Source organism: Streptomyces sp. V3I7, assembly GCF_030817495.1.
Classification (GTDB): Bacteria; Actinomycetota; Actinomycetes; order Streptomycetales; family Streptomycetaceae; genus Streptomyces.
The window spans coordinates 2,017,307-2,036,861 of the sequence record NZ_JAUSZK010000001.1; the positions used below are offsets into that span (position 1 = coordinate 2,017,307).

The 19,555-nt window shown below is 73.7% G+C and carries 12 protein-coding genes; 10 read left to right on the forward strand and 2 right to left on the reverse strand.

Going from position 1 to position 19,555, the window contains the following annotated elements; all coding sequences use genetic code 11:
• Nucleotides 1–196: 196 nt before the first annotated feature.
• From QFZ74_RS09490 to QFZ74_RS09510, 5 genes are all read left to right on the forward strand, one after another.
• The gene (locus tag QFZ74_RS09490; protein ID WP_307620359.1) at nucleotides 197–3,193 is read left to right on the forward strand and encodes a beta-galactosidase; all 2,997 of its coding nucleotides are present in this window, start codon (nucleotides 197–199) and stop codon (nucleotides 3,191–3,193) included.
• On the forward strand, nucleotides 3,190–3,771 hold the full coding sequence (locus QFZ74_RS09495) for a hypothetical protein (protein WP_307620360.1): 582 nt from the start codon (nucleotides 3,190–3,192) through the stop codon (nucleotides 3,769–3,771). Before QFZ74_RS09490 ends, QFZ74_RS09495 begins: the two co-directional genes overlap by 4 nt.
• A 78-nt stretch (nucleotides 3,772–3,849) precedes the next feature.
• Nucleotides 3,850–4,911 carry a MerR family transcriptional regulator gene (locus QFZ74_RS09500; RefSeq protein ID WP_307620361.1) on the forward strand — a complete coding sequence of 354 codons (1,062 nt, stop codon included), beginning with the start codon at nucleotides 3,850–3,852 and terminating at the stop codon, nucleotides 4,909–4,911.
• Between the two features lie 28 nt (nucleotides 4,912–4,939).
• Complete coding sequence (locus tag QFZ74_RS09505; protein ID WP_307620362.1) at nucleotides 4,940–5,554, forward strand: O-methyltransferase; 615 nt, start codon at nucleotides 4,940–4,942, stop codon at nucleotides 5,552–5,554.
• Nucleotides 5,555–5,605: 51 nt separating this feature from the next.
• A complete protein-coding gene (locus QFZ74_RS09510) occupies nucleotides 5,606–7,063 on the forward strand; it encodes an acyl-CoA synthetase (RefSeq protein WP_307620363.1) in 1,458 nt (485 codons plus the stop codon).
• 28 nt (nucleotides 7,064–7,091) lie between these two features.
• Here the strand turns inward: QFZ74_RS09510 and QFZ74_RS09515 are convergent, their stop codons facing one another.
• On the reverse strand, nucleotides 7,092–10,769 hold the full coding sequence (locus QFZ74_RS09515) for a S8 family serine peptidase (RefSeq protein WP_307620364.1): 3,678 nt from the start codon (nucleotides 10,767–10,769) through the stop codon (nucleotides 7,092–7,094).
• A 305-nt stretch (nucleotides 10,770–11,074) separates the two neighbouring features.
• On the opposite strand from QFZ74_RS09515, the gene QFZ74_RS09520 reads away from it, so the two are divergent.
• The 3 genes from QFZ74_RS09520 to QFZ74_RS09530 all read left to right on the forward strand — a co-directional run bounded on the left by QFZ74_RS09520 (nucleotide 11,075) and on the right by QFZ74_RS09530 (nucleotide 14,133).
• On the forward strand, nucleotides 11,075–12,112 hold the full coding sequence (locus tag QFZ74_RS09520) for a rod shape-determining protein (RefSeq protein WP_307620365.1): 1,038 nt from the start codon (nucleotides 11,075–11,077) through the stop codon (nucleotides 12,110–12,112).
• Between the two features lie 282 nt (nucleotides 12,113–12,394).
• Nucleotides 12,395–13,528, forward strand: coding sequence for an LLM class flavin-dependent oxidoreductase (locus tag QFZ74_RS09525; RefSeq protein WP_307624096.1), 1,134 nt, complete (start codon nucleotides 12,395–12,397; stop codon nucleotides 13,526–13,528).
• Nucleotides 13,525–14,133: a CE1759 family FMN reductase gene (locus QFZ74_RS09530; RefSeq protein WP_307620366.1), complete on the forward strand. Its 609-nt coding sequence runs from the start codon at nucleotides 13,525–13,527 to the stop codon at nucleotides 14,131–14,133. Before QFZ74_RS09525 ends, QFZ74_RS09530 begins: the two co-directional genes overlap by 4 nt.
• 77 nt (nucleotides 14,134–14,210) lie before the next feature.
• Here QFZ74_RS09530 and QFZ74_RS09535 read toward each other — a convergent pair whose 3' ends face one another.
• Nucleotides 14,211–15,173, reverse strand: coding sequence for a DUF5996 family protein (locus QFZ74_RS09535; RefSeq protein ID WP_307620367.1), 963 nt, complete (start codon nucleotides 15,171–15,173; stop codon nucleotides 14,211–14,213).
• A gap of 628 nt (nucleotides 15,174–15,801) precedes the next feature.
• Between QFZ74_RS09535 and QFZ74_RS09540 the strand changes: the two genes are divergently transcribed.
• Together QFZ74_RS09540 and QFZ74_RS09545 are read left to right on the forward strand one after the other, a co-directional pair.
• Complete coding sequence (locus QFZ74_RS09540) at nucleotides 15,802–16,683, forward strand: formate/nitrite transporter family protein (protein WP_307620368.1); 882 nt, start codon at nucleotides 15,802–15,804, stop codon at nucleotides 16,681–16,683.
• Between the two features lie 191 nt (nucleotides 16,684–16,874).
• Nucleotides 16,875–19,520 carry an SCO7613 C-terminal domain-containing membrane protein gene (locus QFZ74_RS09545; RefSeq protein ID WP_307620369.1) on the forward strand — a complete coding sequence of 882 codons (2,646 nt, stop codon included), beginning with the start codon at nucleotides 16,875–16,877 and terminating at the stop codon, nucleotides 19,518–19,520.
• The last annotated feature ends 35 nt before the right edge of the window (nucleotides 19,521–19,555 follow it).

Sequence of the window (19,555 nt, forward strand, 5' to 3'; positions counted from 1 at the left end):
GTCCGCCAGGTCGATCCGATCGCCGTAGCCACCTCCCGGCCACGCACCCGGCCCCGCCCCGCCCGATGCCCTGACCCACCCTCAACACGCCCGTACCGCCTAATCCCCCGTGCCAAGCCCCCCATACGTCCTCGTGTGGCGTGCGGGCGTGGAGAATGGCCGGGCTCGTGCCCCGTAAGATCGCCGGGAGGATCCCTTGGCGCTCAGCAGACGAACTTTCAGTGCCCTGGCCGGGTCGGCCGCGCTCGGACTCGCCCTGGGTGGCAGCGGTGGTCCGGGGGCGTCCTCGGCGTACGCGCGCAGCGCGCCGACCGGGCCCGCGCCCGAGCCGCCCCGTGCGGACGGGCGGCGGCACACGATCGGTCACGACCGCCACTCGCTCGTCGTGGACGGCAGACGGCTCGTCGTGTGGTCCGGTGAGATGCACCCGTTCCGGCTGCCGAGCCCCTCCCTGTGGCGCGACGTGCTCCAGAAGATGCGCGCGCACGGCTACAACGCCGTGAGCATCTACGTCGCGTGGAACTACCACTCCCCCGCCCCGGGCCAGTACGACTTCACCGGCGTCCGCGACCTGGACCTGTTCCTGCGCATGGCCGCCGAGACCGGGCTGTACGTCATCCTGCGCCCGGGCCCGTACATCAACGCCGAGGTCGACGGCGGCGGTTTCCCGGGCTGGCTCACCGCCACGAAGGGCTCCGCGCGGACTGCCGACCCGGACTATCTGGCATACGTCGACGAGTGGCTGACGGCGGTGAACCGCATCGCCCGCAGGCACCAGTTCACGGACGGCGGCGGCACGGTCCTGCTGTATCAGCTCGAGAACGAGTACGACTCCCACGTCACCGAGGCCACCGGCCGCGCCTACATGGCACACCTGTACAAGAAGGTGCGGTCGGACGGCATCGACGTCCCCCTCTTCCACAACGACAAGGGCCGTAACGGACATTGGGGCCCCGGCACCTTCGACACCGGTGGCGAGAAGGGCCGTTGGCTGTACGGCTTCGACGGCTACCCCTCGCCTTCCCAAGTCCCGCCGGACTGGGGTTACTTCGGCACCGGCGGCCTCACGGGCGGCGCCACCGCCAGTCCGCACACGCCCGGGTTCGTCCCGGAGTTCGGCGGCGGCTGGTTCGACCCGTGGGGCGGCGCGTGGTCCCACGGCAAGGGCTACGCCGAGTCGCGGCGCACCCGGGACGCGGCGTACGAGCGGCGGTTCTATCTGACCAACCTCGCCAACGGCATCACGCTGCACAACGTCTACATGACGTTCGGCGGCACCTCGTGGGGCTGGCTGCCCGCGCCGGTGGTCTACACGTCGTACGACTACGGGGCCGCCATCGACGAGGGCCGCGGCGTCACCGACAAGATCGCCCCGATGCACCAGATCGGCCATCTGCTCCAGCGCGTCCCGGACTTCGCCAAGCTGGACCGCGCGGCGGACGTGAGCGCCGCGGGGCTGAAGGTCTACCACCTCACCAACCCCGACACCCGGGCCCATGTGTACGTGGCGCGCAACGACGGCACCGAGGAGGTCACGTCCACGCTGCCCACCGCCGAGGGCGAGTTGGAGGTCACCGTCCCGCCCCGGGACGCCCGCCTGCTGACCACCGGGCTGATGCTCGGCAAGCGGCGGCTGCGGCACTCCACCGCCCAGCCCATGCTGTGCGTGAGCACCGGCCGGCAGGACGTCGCCGTGTTCACCGGCCGCTACGGCGAGATGGCGCACCTCGTGCTCGACTGCCCGACCGACCCCTCGGTCAAGCGCATCGACTCCGAGGCCGCCTATGTCTACGACCGGGGCGCCCTGCACGTGACCGTGCCCCTCGGCGAGGGCGGCCTCACCCGGATCCTGGTCGAGGGCGGCGGCAGCGAGAAGCCGCTGGTGCTCCTCTTCGCGGACGACGCGACCTCCACCCGCCTGTTCCCCTACGACACCCCCTCCGGGACCGTGCTGGTCTACGGCCCGGCGCTGCTGCGCCACGCCGCCCTGGACGGCGCGACGGTCCACCTCACCGGCGACGTCGTCCAGGCGACCGGCGTCGAGGTGTGGGGGCCGCGCGGCATCGGGAACATGGTGTGGAACGGCCGCCGGCTGCCCTGTCGGCCCACGCTGTCCGGGAGCCTGACCGCCGACGCGCCCGCGCTGGCCGCCGTACCGCGGACGGCGCTGCCGGAGCTCGGCGGGTGGCGGCGCAAGGCCGAGAACCCCGAGGCGGATCCGAAGTTCGACGACTCGACGTGGACGGTCGCCGACCGGACGACGTCGTACAGCACCACGCCCGTGCCCGACGGCGGCCCGGTGCTGTTCGCCGACGACTACGGCTTCCACTACGGCGACGTCTGGTACCGGGGGCACCTCGACGGCGCCGACGGTCTGGAGTCGGTGTCCCTCGCCTACAGCACGGGCACCCAGGGCCTGCTCATGGCCTGGCTGGACGGCGAGCCGCTCGGCACGCACCGGATGCCGGTCCCCGACAACAGCACGATCCGGCAGGGGACTTGGCAGGACACGGCGGTCCTGTCCCTGGCGCGGCTGCCGAAGAAGAAGCGCAAGAAGCTGCGCAGGAAGCTGGCCGAGCCCGGTAAGCACGTGCTGTCCGTGCTCGTCCGGCGGATGCAGCACGACCAGGACGGCAAGGCCCTCGACACGCACAAGGCCGCCCGCGGGCTGACCGAGGTCTCCTTCAAGGGGGCCTCGCCCGAGGTGAGTTGGCGGATCCAGGGCGCGCTCACGTCCGACCCGGTGCGCGGGCCGCAGAACCACGGCGGCCTGTTCGGGGAGCGGAAGGGCTGGCACCTGCCGGGGTTCGCGGACCACGGCTGGAAGCCCGCCGACCTGCCGCGCTCCGACCGGGGACAGGGGGTGACCTGGTACCGGACCACCTTCCGGCTGGCCGTACCGGGCGACATCGACGCCTCGATCGGGCTGGTCCTGGACGACGACCCGGACCGCGCCTACCGCGTGCAGGTGTTCCTCAACGGCTGGAACATGGGCCAGTACATCAACGACGTGGGCCCGCAGCACACCTTCGTCCTGCCGAACGGCATCCTGCGCACCCGCGGCACCAACACCCTGGCCCTGGCCGTCCTGTCCGACGGCACCACGGAGTCGGGACCGGGCCGCGTCCGTCTGTCGCTGCTGGGCAGTGCGACGGGAGGGGTGCCGGTGACGCCGGTGGTGTCGCCGGGATGACCCCGCGCGACTTCCAACTGGTGCTGCTGCGCCGCATGGCCGACTTCCATCCGGAGCTGGTCGAGGACGCCCGCCTCGAACTGGGGGCGTCCGTCGCGGACATGCGGGAGGCCAACAAGCGTTGGCAGGCCATGTCCCGCTCCCCGCACGCCCGTTCGGCCGCCGCCCGCTATCGCTCGGCCCTCGGACCACCGGAGACGGAGGCCGAGCGCACGGTCGGCGACTTCGAGTGCGCGTCCTGGCAGTGGCCGCTGTCCCTCTGGCCCGGTCTGCGCTTCGAGGTGCTCGTCGCCCCCGACGGCACGGCCTGGAACGCGTGGCTGGTCCGCGCGCCGGGAGCCGGGGCGCCGCCCCTGCGCACGCTGGAGGACCTGACGCCCTGGTCCTGCACCGTCGACGAGGCGGCCCGCGCCTTCCCTCCGGCCCGCCCCCTGGAGGGCTCGGCCCCCACCCGCTCCGGCCTGATCCTCACGGTCCCCGACGCACAGGGGGTACGGCGGGAGGTCGTCGCCGAGTTCACCTGGGGTCTGCTGCAGCGCACGACGGTCCGGGACGAGCTTCCGGAGCACGGGAGTTGACCTTCCCCTTCGGGCAAGCCCCAGCATCGGTGGCGGAACGACGAGGCAGGCGCGCGAGCGCGGTGACGGGGGTGACGCATGGAGATGCTGACGATCGGTGCCTTCGCGAAGGCGTCCCGGCTGTCGCCGAAGGCGCTGCGGCTGTACGACGAACTGGAGCTGCTGCGGCCCGCGCGGGTCGATCCGCACACCGGGTACCGGTACTACGCCGCCGGGCAGTTGGAGCGGGCCCGGCTCGTGGCCTGGCTGCGCCGGCTGGGGATGCCGCTGGCCTCGATCCGTGAGGTGTGCGCCCTGGACCCGGCGGCGGCCGCCCGCGAGGTCCGGTCGTACTGGGCCCGCATCGAGGCCGAGACCGCCGTACGGCGCGATCTCGCCGCGTTCCTCGTCGACCATCTGACCGCGGAGTCGAGGAAGGACACCACCATGCTGGAACTGCGCTACTGCGCCCACTCCGACACCGGACGCGTACGCCCCGCCAACCAGGACACGGCGTACGCCGGCACCCGGCTGCTCGCCGTCGCCGACGGCTTCGGGGCCGCCGGGGCACCCGCGAGCAACGCCGCCGTGGCGGCGCTCAAGCCCCTGGAGAGCGCGGAGTTGACCGCGGGCGGCGTCCTCAACGTCCTGGAGGACGCCGTGCACGAGGCGGCCCGGGCGGTGCGGGACGTCGCCGACGGCAGCGAGGAGATCGGCACCACGCTGACCGCGCTGCTGTGGACGGGCTCGCGGCTGGCCCTCGTCCACATCGGCGACTCGCGGGCCTATCTGCTGCGCGACGGCGCCCTGTTCCGGATCACCCACGACCACACCGTGGTCCAGTCGATGGTCGACGAGGGCCGGCTGACCCTGGAGGAGGCCGTCACCCACCCCCAGCGCGCCCTGCTCCTGCGGGCCCTCTCGGGCGGCGCCCCGGCCCTGCCGGACCTGAAGCTGCACGACGCCCGGCCCGGCGACCGGTACCTGCTGTGCTCCGACGGGCTGTCCGGGGTCGTACCGGAGGAGCGCATAGAGCTCCTGCTCGCCGCCGCCCCGGCCCCGGACGAGGCGGTGCGCACGCTGGTCGACGAGGCGAACGCCGCGGGCGGGCCGGACAACGTGAGCTGTGTCGTGGCCGATGTGGTGGATCCGGCCACCTGATCCACGCCCGCACGGCAGGATCGCGTCCATGGCGATATCGGGTACGGACGCGTACGGGACCGGTGCGGCGCTGGACGGGCTGCCTCCGCTCGTCCGGCGGGCGGTGGCCGCCGCCCGCGCGCACGGCTTCCCGTACTCCTGCCGCCCCGAGCAGGGGCTGCTGCTGCGCGCGCTGGCGGGAGGGGCACGCGGGCGCGTCGGCGAGACGGGGACCGGGTTCGGGGTGGGGCTGGCGTGGCTGGCCTCGGGGGCGGGGCCGGGGGTGCGGCTGGTCGGTGTGGAGCGGGATCCCGAGCGGGCCCGCGTCGCCGCCGGCCTGTTCGCGGACCGGCCGGAGGTAGAGGTGGTGACCGGGGACTGGCGGCGGATCGAGGAGTGGGGGCCGTACGACCTGCTCGTCCTCGACGGCGGCGGGCAGGGGAAGGCGCCCGGCGACCCGGCCGCCGACGTCGAGCGGCTGCTGGCGCCGGGCGGCACGGTCGTCGTCGACGACTTCACCCCGGCCGCCGGCTGGCCGCCCCGGCACGAGGGCGCGCCCGACCTGGCGCGGCTGCACTGGCTGGAGCATCCGGCCCTGCACGCGACCGAACTGCGGCCGGCGCCCGACCTCAGCACGGTCGTCGGGACGCGTCTGCTGGTGTAGGAAGGAGCTGTCGTCCCCGACCTTGTGTCCCGGCAGTCAGGAGTGCGTCACGTGTCCTCCCTCTTTCCGGCCCTGACGGGCGGTCCGGGCGAGCAAGTCGCCCTGCGGTTCGGCGATCGGACCCTCACCTACGCTCAACTCCGGTCAGCCGCGGGCGCGGTGGCCGCGCGGGTGCGGGACGCGGGCAGGGTCGCGGTGTGGGCGACACCCGAACTGGAGACCGCCGTCGGCGTCGTGGGCGTCCTGCTCGCGGGAGCGGCCGCCGTGCCGCTCAACCCGAAGTCGGGGGAGAAGGAGCTGGCCCACATCCTCTCCGACAGCGGACCGGCACTGGTCCTGGCCGCGCCCGGAGCCGGACTTCCGCCCGCGCTGGCCGACTTGGAGCGCGTCGATGTCGACGCGTACGGCACCGGGACCGTCCCCGAGGACCGTACGTCCGAGTCCGACCCGGCCCTGATCGTCTACACCTCCGGCACCACCGGGCCGCCCAAGGGCGCCGTCCTCCCCCGCCGGGCGGTCGCCGCCACGCTGGACGCGCTGGCGGACGCCTGGCAGTGGACCGGGGACGACGTGCTGGTGCACGGGCTGCCGCTGTTCCATGTGCACGGTCTGGTGCTGGGCATCCTGGGTCCGCTGCGACGCGGTGGGTCGGTGCGGCACCTGGGGCGGTTCACCGCGGAGGGTGTGGCCCGGGAGCTGAACGACGGCGCGACCATGCTGTTCGGGGTGCCGACGATGTACCACCGCATCGCCGAGGCGCTGCCCGGCGACCCCGGGCTGGCCAAGGCGCTGGGCCGGGCGCGGCTGCTGGTCTCCGGCTCGGCGGCGCTGCCCGTGCACGACCACGAGCGGATCACGGCCGCGACCGGGCAGCGGGTGATCGAGCGGTACGGCATGACGGAGACGCTGATGAACACGAGCGTCCGGGCCGACGGCGAGGCGCGGGCGGGGACGGTCGGCGTACCGCTGCCGGGCGTGGAGCTGCGGCTGGTCGAGGAGGACGGCTCGCCGGTGACGGCGTACGACGGGGAGAGCGTCGGCGAGATCCAGGTGCGCGGTGCGAACCTGTTCACCGAGTACCTGAACCGGCCCGACGCCACCGCCGCCGCCTTCACCGCCGACGGCTTCTTCCGCACCGGCGACATGGCGGTGCGCGAGCCCGACGGCTATGTGCGCATCGTCGGCCGCAAGGCCACCGACCTGATCAAGAGCGGCGGTTACAAGATCGGGGCCGGTGAGATCGAGAACGCGCTCCTGGAGCATCCGGGGGTCCGGGAGGCGGCCGTCACCGGCGAGCCGGACGCGGACCTGGGCGAGCGGATCGTGGCCTGGATCGTCCCGGCCGATCCGCAAGCGCCTCCCGGCGAGAAGGAGTTGGCCGACCATGTCGCCCGGCGGCTCGCCCCGCACAAGCGCCCGCGCGTCGTCCACCACCTGGATGTCCTCCCCCGCAACGACATGGGGAAGATCATGAAGCGGGCGCTGGGCGACACGGGCAGCACTGTCTGAGCGGCCCGAGGCGGTCGGGGTGGAGCAGCTACTTCACCCCCACCGCCCGGCTCACCCCCACCGCCCGGATCACCTCCTGCTTCACGGAGCCGCCTCGGTCATCGGCCGCCGAGGCGCGCAGGGACACGGAGGCCGCGTCGCGCGGCACCGTCAGCGTCCCGCTCCACGAGGCGGCGCCCGGATCGTCCGTCAGCTCGACCGCCCGCCACGTCGCGCCGTCGTCGTACGACACCTCCAGCCGGCCGTCGCCGACCGCGCCCGTACCGGCCGCCCCCGCCGCGTACTGCGCACCGAGCCCGACCCGCACGCGGCGCCCGCCCCGCACGTCACCCGCGAGGTCGGTGCCGACGTCGAAGGCGAGGTTGATGAGCGGCAGGCCGGTCCAGCGGTCCTCCGGGGTGGCCTCCGACCGGAAGGTCCACTCGGCGTGGCCGCGTGCGGCCAGGTGCCAGCGGCCCTGGTCCAGCGTGGTGTCGGTGACGAGCTTGTAGGTGTGCTCGTCGGCCGGCGCGTCCGACAGTGAGGCGGCGGATCCCGTCTGCCGGTCGACCAGGGCGCCGTCCAGGTACGCGGACGTCTCCTGGCGCATGCCGCTGCCTTCGCTCCACACGTCGCCGGAGCCGGTGTGACCGGGGCCGGAGTCGCCCCAGCCAGGTGCGGTGAACCGCAGTCGGCCGCCGGACCGCTCCTGTCCTGCGGCGAGCCACGGGTGCCACACCGGCCTGAACCAGTTCAGCACCGGGCGGGAGCCGCCCCGGTAGGACACCACGCCGCCGCGCTCCTCCAGGCTGCCGCCGTCCATGGTCACCGACTCGTACCAGGACTGCCCCGGCCCCGTGGACACGTAGTCCGTCCGCCGGGCCGGCAGGTCGACCCGCTCGGGGAAGCCGAGCGCGATCGGGAAGGCGTCGGTGACCGAGTAGCGGAACTCGTCGCCGACGACCGGCCTCGCCGCGTGGAACCGCACGTCCAGGGCGGCGAGTTGGCGTGGTGCGGGCGCGTAGGTCAGGTCGCGGTCCGGGATCGCGCCCTGGTGGCCGTCCGAAAGGTCGTACACGTACGGCGAGTTGCGCGTCCCCGTCATCACCGCGCGCCCGGTCGCCCGCAGCCGGGCCGCGTCGGCGGCGTCCACCGTGGCGATCTGCAGCGGCCGGTCGGCGTTGTCGTCCGTGCCCCACCAGGCCAGGAGCCGGCCGGGCGCGTCGTCCGTCACGAACAGCGCCTTGACGCCCGCGACCTGGGCGGCCTCGGCGAGTGCGGCCGGGTCGGCGCCGTCGGCGAGGTGCGCGAGCGCGGCCTTGCCCGCGACGCCGGTGAACGGGCCGTCGCCGACGTCCACCAGCGGCAGCGTGCGGTGCCCCTCGATCAGCGTGCCGCCCGGCTGGGCGGCCGCTTCGCGCACGCCCTCGACCTCCAGGGCGGGCTTGGCCAGCCGCCACACGGTGCGGTACTCGAAACCGCCCCGCGTCACCGCGTCCGTGGGCGCGGCGAAGACGCTGTCGTAGGTCTCGGGCACCTGGACCGCGCCGGACAGATCGGTGCCGCCGGCCTTCCGGTCGTACTCCATGATCAGCTGCCGGGTCTCGGTGCGCCGCTCCACCTCGGCCTTCACCTCGCGCAACGTCCTCCCGTCCAGGGTGACTTCGCGGTCCCGGTCGAGGTCGATCTCGGGTGCGGCGAGGAAGCCGAGGCCGAGCGAGTCGGCGCCGTGGCTGCCGCGCACGTCGAGGAAGGAGGCGAGGGTGTACGTGCCCGGCGGGAGCCGCAGTGCGAGGGTGCCGGAGCCGCCGACGTGCTCGGAGGCGGCCTCGGCGCCCTCGGCGAGCCGCTGCACGGTCAGGTCGGCCGCGGTAGGCGCCCCGTCGCGGTCCCTGACGTGGACGGTGAGCGTGTACCGCTCGTCCTCGTTCACCAGCCCGAAGGCGGTGTGGGCCAGCCGGGTGCCGTGAGTGTCGTCGGCGACGATCCGTCCGCTGCTCTCGCCGACCGGGGCCCGGGCGGCGTCCGCGGTCACCGTCGTGGCGGCGGTGCCGTGCGCGGGGACGGTGAGGACGGGGTCGGCGACGCGCACGGCCCCGTCCGGGGCGCCCTGTACGGAGAGCCGCAACTGCACTGGTTCGTCGGAGGAGTTGGCGTACGTGACGGTCCGGGTGACCGGCTCGTCGTCGGCGTACGGCCAGGCGTGGAAGCCGAAGTCGACGCTGCCCGTGGCGGTGACGTCGGCGCCGACGGCCTTCGCCACGCTCACCCGGCCCGCGCCCAACTGGTAGGCAGGGGCGTCGAGTTCCGTGGCCGTCGACATCAGCGCGTCCTTCAGGCGCGGCCCGCTCCAGTCCGGATGCTCCTCGGCGAGCAGCGCGGCCGCCCCGGCGACGTGCGGGGCCGCCATCGACGTACCGCTCATGGAGGTGTACGGGCCGCTGCCGCCGGTGAGTGCGGAGCGGGCGGCGAGGATGCCGACGCCGGGGGCCGCGAGGTCGGGCTTGAGGGCGTGGTCGCCGTGGCGGGGGCCGGCGCTGGTGAAGGGGGCCGCGAGGTCGGCGGAGTCGACCGCGCCGACGGTGAGGGCGGCGTCGGCGGCGCCGGGCGAGCCGATGGAGGAGGGGGCGCCGGTGTTCCCGGCGGAGACGACGAAGAGGGCGCCGGTCTCGCCGGAGAGGGTGTCGAGGGCCTTCGCCATCGGGTCGGTGCCGTCGCTGGGCTCGGTGGAGCCGAGGCTCATCGAGACGATCCGGGCGTGCACGTCCCGCGCCGCCCACTCCATGCCCGCGATGATCTGGGACTCGCTACCGGAGGCCTGGTCGCCGAGCACCTTGCCGACCGCGAGGGCGACGCCGGGCGCGACGCCCCGCTCCCGGCCGTCGGAGGCGGCGCCGCTGCCGCCGAGGACGGAGGTGACATGGGTGCCGTGCCCGCTGCGGTCGGCTATGTCCCCGGCGTCGTCCCCGGCGTCCTGGCCGTCGACGAAGTTCCGGGTGGCCGTGACGCGGCCCGCGAGGTCGGGGTGGGTCAGGTCGGCGCCGGTGTCCAGCACGGCGACGGTGACGCCCTTGCCGGTGAGCCCGGCGTCCCAGGCCGCGGGCGTGCCGATCTGTGCGTTGCTCTCGGCCATGGCGGCGCGCACGCGCCCGTCCAGCCAGACCTTGTCCAGGCCGCCGCGCCGGGTGAGGTCCTGCCAGAAGCCACGTCCCCGGTGCGCCTCGACGGCCGCGCCGCCGAGGCTCGGCAGGCTCCGGGTGCGCTCGGTCCCGCGCGGGACGGTGGCCCCTACCCCCGGGGCGTACGTCACGATCAGCGGCAGCCCGCCGGTTCTCGCGTCCGTGAGCCCTTGCCGGATCAGCCCGCTCACGTCGAACAGCCGCCGGTCCAGGGTGCCCGCCCGCAGATACGGCAGCGCCTCGTCCGGGACGACGGTGACGTCGCCGTCGCTCGTCCGCGTCCGTACGGCCCCGACCGCTCCCGGCGGCCGCTCGACGGTCACCGCCCTCCTGCCGTGCCCGAGGCCGGTGACGGTCACCCTGTCGCCGGTGACGAGGGTGACGGTGGTGGCGCCGGTCGCGGGCGCGGGGGTGCCGCGGGTGCTCGCGATGACGGTGCCGGTGTCAGCGCCGGTGTCGCGCGCCGCGGCCGGAGCCGCGGGCAGCAGGGCGAGCACGAGCCCGGCCGACAGGAGCATCGCCCCGCGTCCCCCTGGTCCTCTGGTCATCCACGCCTCTCCCGTGTCCGTCGAACCTCGTGTCCGTCGAGTCCCGGGTCCGCCGAGTCTCGCGTCCGTCGAGCAGGTCGCGTACCGATCTGAGTGTCACGAGACAGGTGGGGCAAGGGAGTTGGGCGGTGCTGGCGGGTTGGCGCCTGGCGGGTTTCCGCCAGCGACACGCCGCTACCCCCCGTTCAGCCGCACCCCGCGCGGCCCCCTCCAGCAGGCGCCCGCCGCCGCCGGCTCGGAGGATGCGTAAGAGGCCGGCCGACGGTCGGCCGCCCACGGCCTGCGCACACTCGGGAGGATCTGCCGTGACCGTCAGTCTGGAGCAGTTGCGCCGCTGCCACTTCGCCGTCGACCTCGGGGCGGCCCGCACCCGTGTCTATGTGAAGGGCCTCGGGCTCGTGGTCGACCAGCCGTCCGTCGCCGCCGTCAACACCCGCAGCGGCGCGCTCATCGCGGTGGGCGAGTTCGCGGAGCGGATGACCGGGCGCACGCCGAGCTACATCCGCGTCGTACGGCCGGTCTCCGGCGGCACCGTCGTCGACATCGAGATGGCCCAGCGCATGCTGCGCCATCTGATCGGCGACAAGATCCGCCGCGCGCTGCGCCGCAAGGCCCGGCTGCGCGCCGCCGCCTGCACCCCGCACGACGCCGACCCGCTGGCCCAGCGGGCGACGATCGAGACGCTCGTCGGCCTCGGCGCCCGGCGCGTCGAGCTCGTCGACACCCTCATCGCCGCCGCCGTGGGCTGCGGGCTCCCGGTCGAACGGCCCGAGGGCACCATGATCATCGTGTGCGGTGCCGCCGCCACCCAGGTCGCCGTGCTCTCCCTCGGCTCGATCGTCACCGCCGTACGGATCCCGGTGGGCGGCGAGGCCGTGGACCACGCGATCGTGCAGCACCTGCGCCACGAGCACGAGCTGATACTGCCCAGCCAGTCCGTACGCCCCCTCCAGCTCGCCCTCTCCGGCAACGGCCTCACCACGCAGGGGCCGACGTCCACGGAGATCCACGGACGGGACGTGGCCACCGGCCTCGCCCGCAGCGTGCAGGTCGACACCGCCGCCGTCCGCAACGCCATCGAGACCCCGCTCACGGCCGTCCTCGACGGCATCGGCAAGGTGCTCCGGGACTGCCCGCCCGACCTGGTCGCCGACCTCGTCGACCGCGGGATCATGATGGTCGGCGGCTCGGCCCTGCTCCCGGGCCTGGACGAGATGCTGCGGCACGCCACCGGCATGCCGGTCAACATCGCCGAACGGCCCGACGTCTGCGCCGTACAGGGCATCGGCGCCATGCTGGAGGGCCGGATCGAGCCGCTCGTCCTGGACCCGCTGGCCGCCTGAGCGGCGGCCCCGGGCACACGTGCGGGATCCCCACCAGCGTGACACGATGGCGGGGCGCCCGCCCGAGGCCGACATCCGCAGGCGCGAAGCCGGGACGGACGTACGCACTACGCGACCGGAGTGCCTCAGGACGCACCTCAGGGCCGGTCGCACCAGCCGGTTGGGACACCGTCAGTCCAGGAGGCACGCACCATGGCGCCGCCCGATACGACCGCCCCGCAACCGTCCGGCGCGCAGCAGTCCGAAGCGGCGGGCACGGAACCGCCCGAAGCCGGCAGCGGGATGCAGTTCGGCATCTTCACCGTCGGTGACGTCACCCCCGACCCGACCACCGGGCGCACCCCCACCGAGGCGGAGCGCATCCAGGCCACCGTCGCCATCGCACGCAAGGCCGAGGAGGTCGGGCTCGACGTGTTCGCCACCGGCGAGCACCACAACCCGCCCTTCGTGCCGTCCTCGCCGACGACGCTGCTCGCCTACATCGCCGCACAGACCGAGCGCATCATCCTGTCGACCTCGACCACGCTGATCACGACCAACGACCCGGTCAAGATCGCCGAGGACTTCAGCGTGCTCCAGCACCTGTCCGGCGGCCGTACGGACGTCATGCTGGGCCGCGGCAACACCGGCCCGGTCTATCCCTGGTTCGGGCAGGACATCCGCAACGCCATCCCGCTGACCGTCGAGCACTACGACCTGCTGCGCCGGCTGTGGCGCGAGGAGGTCGTGGACTGGGAGGGCAAGTTCCGCAGCTCCCTTCAGGGGTTCACGCTCGCGCCGCGCCCGCTGGACGACGTCCCGCCCTTCGTGTGGCACGCCTCCATCCGCACGCCCGAGGTGGCCGAGCTCGCCGCGTACTTCGGGGACGGGTTCTTCGCCAACCACATCTTCTGGCCCGCCTCGCACACGAAGCAGATGGTGAGCCTGTACCGCCGCCGGTTCGCGCACTACGGCCACGGCACCCCGGAGCAGGCGATCGTGGGCCTGGGCGGACAGATCTTCATGCGGCCCAACAGCCAGGACGCCGTCGACGAGTTCCGCCCCTACTTCGACAACGCCCCGGTCTACGGCCACGGGCCGTCGCTGGAGGAGTTCACCGACGCGACGCCGCTGACGGTCGGCTCACCGGCGCAGGTCATCGAGAAGACGCTGAGCTTCCGCGAGTACGTCGGTGACTACCAGCGCCAGCTCTATCTCATCGACCATGCCGGACTCCCCCTCAAGACGGTGCTCGAACAACTCGACCTGCTCGGCGAGGAGGTGGTCCCGGTGCTGCGCAAGGAGTTCGCCGTCGGCAGGCCGGCCGACGCCCCGGCGGCGCCGACCCACGCGTCGCTGCTGCGGGCACGCGAGGCCGAGGCGCACTCCACCGGTCAGGGCGAGGGGGACGACGAAGGGAATCCGGGAGCGCGATGAAACTCACGATCATCACCGGCGGCGTACGGGAGCCGTCCTCGACCCGGCTCCTCGCGGACCGGCTCGCGGCGGCCGTGTCCAAGGAACTGGAAGAGCGCGGCGACACCGTCGAGCTGTCGTTCGTGGAACTGCGTCCGCTGGCCCACCCGATCATGGACGCGATGCTGACCGGGTTCACCGGGGAAGCACTGGAGTCGGCGTTCGAGGAGGTCCGGAGCGCGGACGGCGTCATCGCCGTCACCCCCGCCTTCAACGCCTCCTTCAGCGGGCTGTTCAAGTCCTTCTTCGACGTGCTGCCGGAGGAGACCCTCGCGGACATGCCGGTCCTCATCGCGGCGACCGGCGGCACCGAGCGGCACTCCCTGGTCCTCGAACACGCCCTTCGGCCGATGTTCTCCTACCTGCACGCCATCGTCTCCCCCCGGCCGGTCTACGCCGCCACTGGCGACTTCGGCTCCCAGTCGGGGTCAGCGGCCCTGGGCTCACGGATCACCTCCGCCGCCGACGACTTCACCCGCCTGCTGCTGGCCTGCGGCCCGCGCACGCGGCGGGAGTTGGCGGACGAGGACCTGGCGGCGATGCAGCGGCTGCTGAGTGACACGTAGTAAAAGGAGGGAGGGTCCGGGTTCTTCGAGAAGAACCCGGACCCTCCTTCCTTCTTCGCCGTGCCGCGCCGTGCCGGTCAGTTCCCCTGGTGCTGCTTCCCGACGATCTCCTCGGGCGGTGTCTTGCTCATGTACCAGCCGTCGACGCGCGGGCCCATGAGGTCGGTGGGCCAGCCGGCCGTCTGGACGGCGGCCTGGTAGACGGCGTCACCGAACCGCACGATCGCCTGCTGCGGGTCCGCCGTCGCGCGCAGCTTGTCCCACGGCAGCCGCACCAGCCCTGCGTCGGGATGCCACTCGGCGCCCTCGACGCCCCAGGTGCAGTTCTCCAGTCCGTCCGGCTGGGGCCAGATGTAGGCGTACATGCCGAGGTGCGGGTCGTGGGCGTCGCCGAAGGAGAAGCCCACCGAGATGTACGCGTCGAGCTGGGCGTTCTGCTGGAACGGCGGCCGGTTCGCCGGCGGCACGGTGGGCTTGGCCCGCCAGCGCGTGGCGGAGAGGTCGAAGCCGCCCCACATCACGCCGACGCGCGGCCGGTGGCCGAGGAAGGGGGCCTGCCAGGCCTCCAGCCCGCCGGCGGCGAGGTTCAGCGCCTCCCACATGCGGCGGGCCGCCTGCGGGTCCCAGTCGTACTCGGTGCGGTCGTCCTCGAAGGTCGGCGGGGCGTCGGGGATCTCGCAGATCAGCGAGCTGTGCGGCCGGTGGATGCCGAGTTCGGCCGCCGCCTCGCAGAACTCGGTGTAGAAGTCGGCGACGGAGCCGTGGGACAGGGGCAGTGTGCGGGTGCCGTTGTCGGCCTCGATGACCACGTCGCCGTCGAGCAGGCGGTGGTGCACGGTGAAGGTCACACCGCCGTGCCGGAAGGTCGGCGTGCGCAGTCCGCGGGGCGTGACGTCGAGCACGATGTTCCCCCAGCCGACCTCGAAGGGTTCGTCGAGGGTGTACTTGCCGGCGACCTGGATCAGCCGGTTCACGTAGTCGATCATCGGCGCCAGTTCCTCGTGGTCGAGCGCCGGCCACGCGTTGAGACGTTCACTCACGGAGAGCCTCCCTGTGTGAGGCGGTCAACGGGAGGAGAAGCAGGTCAGGCCCCCATTTTCGCACGCGGGTCAGCGCCCCGCCCGCTCGCGGAACGGGTAAGGGAACGGTGTGAACGCGGCCTGGTCGGGGGCGCGAAACAGGGGCGAACCGGTGGAAGAACACCGGGGACACCGGCGTGAGAACCTCGGAGATAAATGTCGCCTATCAACAGATTGAATGGGCTTTTGACTTTTCCCGGCGGGCGAGCGCAGACTGCTCAGGCAGCGGGAGTCGGACATCGCGGACAACGCCGGAGAGTGTCGGCACACATGCCTAGCGCATATGCCGGTGAATCCGGTCGGCGACGGTCTCGCTCCCCGAGCCCCGATCACCCGGGAAGCGGCGGATCGTCGGACGACGAGTCGAGCGTCGAGACGTACGACCGCCTCCCCGCGGTCACCGGTGGGCGCGGCCGCATCGCCGTGTTCCTGGAGCGCCACCGTCGTCGCCCCAAGGGCGCGGCGGCGCGGGCCGCATTTCCCCAGCGCGCCCAGGGCTCGGTTCCGATCCCCCGACGCACCGCCGCCGGGCGATCGAGGACGACCAGCCCGGACCGATCCCTTGTTGAGCAGCACTGAAAGGTCCGTCGTGTCCCTACCCCTTGAAGAGGCCTTGGAAGAGCAGGCCGCGACGGCGCGGAGCAAGGCCCAGCTGCTCCGTTCCCCTGGCCGCTACCTGGTGCTCGCGGCGCTCGCCGGGGCCTTCATCGGCGTGGCCGTGGTGCTGATGGTCATGGTGACCGGCCCGCTCGGCCTGGCGCACTCCCCTTGGACGAAGCTGATCCAGGGCGCGGTCTTCGGTGTCGCGCTGACCCTGGTGATCTTCGCCGGCGGCGAGCTGTGCACCAGCAACATGATGACGGCGGTGCAGGGCGCCGGCCGGCGGCGGATCTCGGTCCTCGCGGCCGCGGCCGTCATCGTCGCCTCCTTCGTCGGCAACCTGGTCGGCTCCATCGCCTTCGCCTGGCTGGTGCACTCCGCCGGCGTGCTGGGCATCGCCCCCGCGCCCGGCCAGCCGGCGCCCGGCGCGACGCTGCTGAGCGGCATGCTGAAGGCGAAGATGGGCGAGAGCGGCGAGGCGCTGTTCTTCCGCGGCGTGCTCTGCAACTTCCTGGTCTGCGTGACCGTGTGGATGGGCGTGCGTACCCGTTCCGAGAGCGCGAAGCTGGTGCTGATCTTCTGGGGCCTGCTGGCCTTCGTCGGCTCGGGCTTCGAGCACGTCGTCGCCAACATGACGACCTTCTCCCTGGGCCTGTTCGAGCACGTTCCCGGCGTCACGGTCGGCGCCTTCGCCCACAACCTGCTCTTCGTGGGCCTGGGCAACCTGGCCGGCGGCGGCCTCCTGGTCGGCGTGGCCTACCTGGTCGCCGGCCGCCCGCGTACCAAGGCGACCCCGGTCCTGCCGAAGCAGACGACCGAGGAGCCCGACCTCACGGCTCCGGTCCCGGTCGGGGCGGGCCAGAGCGCCTGACCCCCGTACGGAGCCGTCATACCGCGCCGGGCCGCCATCACAGGCGGCCCGGCGCGGTGCTTCGTGCGTGCGGCCTGCGCCGTGGCCCCCGGGACATCCGGGCAGGCCCCGCGTACCTGGGAGACGTACCAGGGAACCCTTGAGTACACGTACTCATGCCGCGGCCGGACAGGGCTACGCATACTCGCGCCATGCCCATGGAACCACCGGAATGCCCGGACTGCGGAACGCCCCTGGGGGCGCCTCCACTCACCAGGTGCGTCCGTTGCCGACTGCCGCTGGCCGGGCCGGACGCCTTCGCGTTGTGGCAGGTCACCACAGAGCTGAGCGCGCTGGACGCACGCAGGCAGTGGCTGGTGCGGCGGCACGGCGAGTTGCTGGCCGCGCTGCGAGCACGCCGGGACGCGCCTGCGGGCGCGCAGACGGTCGCCCCCGCGGGCGAGACCGGCGGCGCGGTGGGCGGTTCGGCGCGGGAGGTCTCCGCGCCGTCGGCCCGGACCGCGCTGCTGGTCATCGGCGGAGTGCTGGTGGTCATGGCCGCGCTCGCGTTCACCCTGGTGAGCTGGGGGCGGCTGGGCATCGGCGGGCGGGCCGCCGTTCTGCTCGCGCTGACCGTGTGCGCGCTCGCACTGCCCCGTCCGCTGCGGCAGCGGCAGCTCACGGCCACCGCCGAGGCTTCGGCGGCGGTGGGCCTCGCCCTGGTGGTCCTGGACGCGTACGCCGCCCGGCAGGCCGGACTCGGGGGCCTGGACCGCGCTGGTACGGCGGGTTACTGGGCGGTGGTCACCGCGCTGACCGCGGCGGGGGCCGCGCTCTACGGCTGGTGGCAGCGGCTCCGGCTCCCGCTGCCCGCAGGATTCCTGATGGCCCGTCTGCCAGGTCTCCTGGCCACCGCGGCCTTGGGCGGGGGCGCCCAGGACTACGCGACCGCCATGATCGCCACAGCCGCGGTGGACTTCGCGGTCCTGTACGCCCTCACGGCACACTCCGCCACCGAACCCGCCGCGTTCCGCGACCGGTTGGGCGGCGAACGAGCCACCGCCACCCTGGTCCTGGGGGTCCGGGCGGTCGCCGGCGGATGGGCGCTGCTGGGTGGGGCGCTCGCGGTGGGGCACGCGCTGGGCGCCTCGTCGCCGGGCGAGGTGGTACGGGCCTGGGTGCCGCTGGGTCTGCTGACGCTGCTGGGCGGGGCGCTGTGCCGTGGCCTGCGTGCGGCGCCGTTCGCGTTGCGCGCCGTCGGCGAGTCGGTGGCCGTCGTGGCCGTGATCGTGGCCGTCGGCGCCGGCATGCGGTGCGTCACGCCTTCGGGGTGGGCGGTGGCCGGGTACGCGGGTACGGCCGCGCTCATCGCGGTGTGGTCGGCGGTGTCCTGTGCGCGGGGCGGCCGGTGGCCGAAGACCGCGAACGGTGGGCGACCGGCACCACCGACCGGAGCCGCGGCTGCGGTGGGCGAGCTGGCCGCCGCCTCAACCGTGCTGCTGCTGGCCGGAGTTGTCGTTCTGCCGGACCTGGCACACGCCCTCGTCCGGCCCGCCGCTCACGGCATGGTGCTCTGGTACGACGGTCAACCGTCGCCCTGGAACTGGCAACTCGCGGCCGCACCACTGGTCGTGCTCTGGCTGGTCGCCTCCGTCCTGGCCGCCATGGCCGTGCTGCGCGCCCGCACCGTCGATGACCGGCACACGGACCGGTGGGCGAACGGGCTGCGCGACGCAGCCGCGTTGGCCGCCGTACCCGCGCTGTTCCTGCTGCCGGTGGCACTGGGGCTGCCGTACGCGGGGGTGCTGGCGACCGTCGCCGCGGCGTCCGTGATCCTCGTGGTGGACGTCGTACGCCGGCCGGGGGCAGCACTCGGGCCGCGGCTTGTGACGCTGACCGCCACCGGCACTCTGGCCCTGCTGTGGTCTCCGGCCGACCGGACCGCCGTACTCGCGGTGTGGGGGACCGCCGCCGCGTCGAGTGCCGTACTCGCCCATGTCCTCTCGGCGCCGTCCGCCCCGCCCACCGGGCACGCGGCGGCACGCGTGGCGGGTGCGGTCGCCGTCCTCGCCCTGGGCGTCGAGGCGGCCGCGTCCGGAGTCACCGCGGGCCTGCCCTGGCGGGTCACCGCGTTCGCGGTGCTCGCGGTGGCCGTCCTCGCCGCCTGCGCCGCGGCGGCGTGGCACCGGATCCCGGGGCGCGATCAGGTCTCCACCGCCGTCGAGGGCGCCGGGTACGCGCCGGTCGCGACCGCCCTCGCGTTGACGATCCCTCACCCCGGCGCGCTGAGCCTCGCCCTCGCCATCACCGGCGTCGCGGGACTGGGCATCGCGTTGCGCCCGGACCGCCGCCGCGCCGCACTCGCCGGAACGACGCTGCTCATCGCCTCGTCCTGGGTGCGCCTCGCCCTGGCGGACGTCACCGCACCCGAGGCCTACACGCTCCCGGTCACGGCTGCGGCACTGGTCATCGGTCACCGACGCCGTTCGCGCATCCCGGGCACGGGCTCCTGGCCCGCCTACGGGGCGGGGCTGACGGCGAGCATGCTCCCCAGCCTCGTCGCCACGTGGAGCGACGGGAACTGGGTGCGCCCGCTGCTCCTGGGCGCGGCCGCCCTGCTCGTCACCCTCGTCGGGGTACGCGCAGATCTGCAAGCACCGCTGATCGTCGGCGGCGGCGTCCTGATCCTGGCCGGACTGCACGAACTCGCCCCGACCGTGGCCCAGGTGCTCGGCCTCCTCCCCCGCTGGGTGCCCCTGGCCGCGGCCGGCCTGCTCCTGCTGGCACTCGGAGCCACCTACGAGAAACGTCTCGACGAAGCCCGACGCCTGCGTGACACGGTGCGCGGCATGGGGTGAGCTTTTGGACACCATCGCCCGCGCCGTCGACTGCC

What these genes read in the sequence shown, in the direction of transcription:
- QFZ74_RS09495 (WP_307620360.1), top strand. Translation starts at nt 3,190, where the DNA reads ATGACCCCGCGCGACTTCCAACTGGTGCTGCTGCGCCGCATGGCCGAC.
- QFZ74_RS09500 (WP_307620361.1), top strand. Translation starts at nt 3,850, where the DNA reads ATGGAGATGCTGACGATCGGTGCCTTCGCGAAGGCGTCCCGGCTGTCG.
- QFZ74_RS09505 (WP_307620362.1), top strand. Translation starts at nt 4,940, where the DNA reads ATGGCGATATCGGGTACGGACGCGTACGGGACCGGTGCGGCGCTGGAC.
- QFZ74_RS09515 (WP_307620364.1), bottom strand. Translation starts at nt 10,769, where the DNA reads ATGACCAGAGGACCAGGGGGACGCGGGGCGATGCTCCTGTCGGCCGGG.
- QFZ74_RS09525 (WP_307624096.1), top strand. Translation starts at nt 12,395, where the DNA reads ATGCAGTTCGGCATCTTCACCGTCGGTGACGTCACCCCCGACCCGACC.
- QFZ74_RS09530 (WP_307620366.1), top strand. Translation starts at nt 13,525, where the DNA reads ATGAAACTCACGATCATCACCGGCGGCGTACGGGAGCCGTCCTCGACC.
- QFZ74_RS09545 (WP_307620369.1), top strand. Translation starts at nt 16,875, where the DNA reads ATGCCCATGGAACCACCGGAATGCCCGGACTGCGGAACGCCCCTGGGG.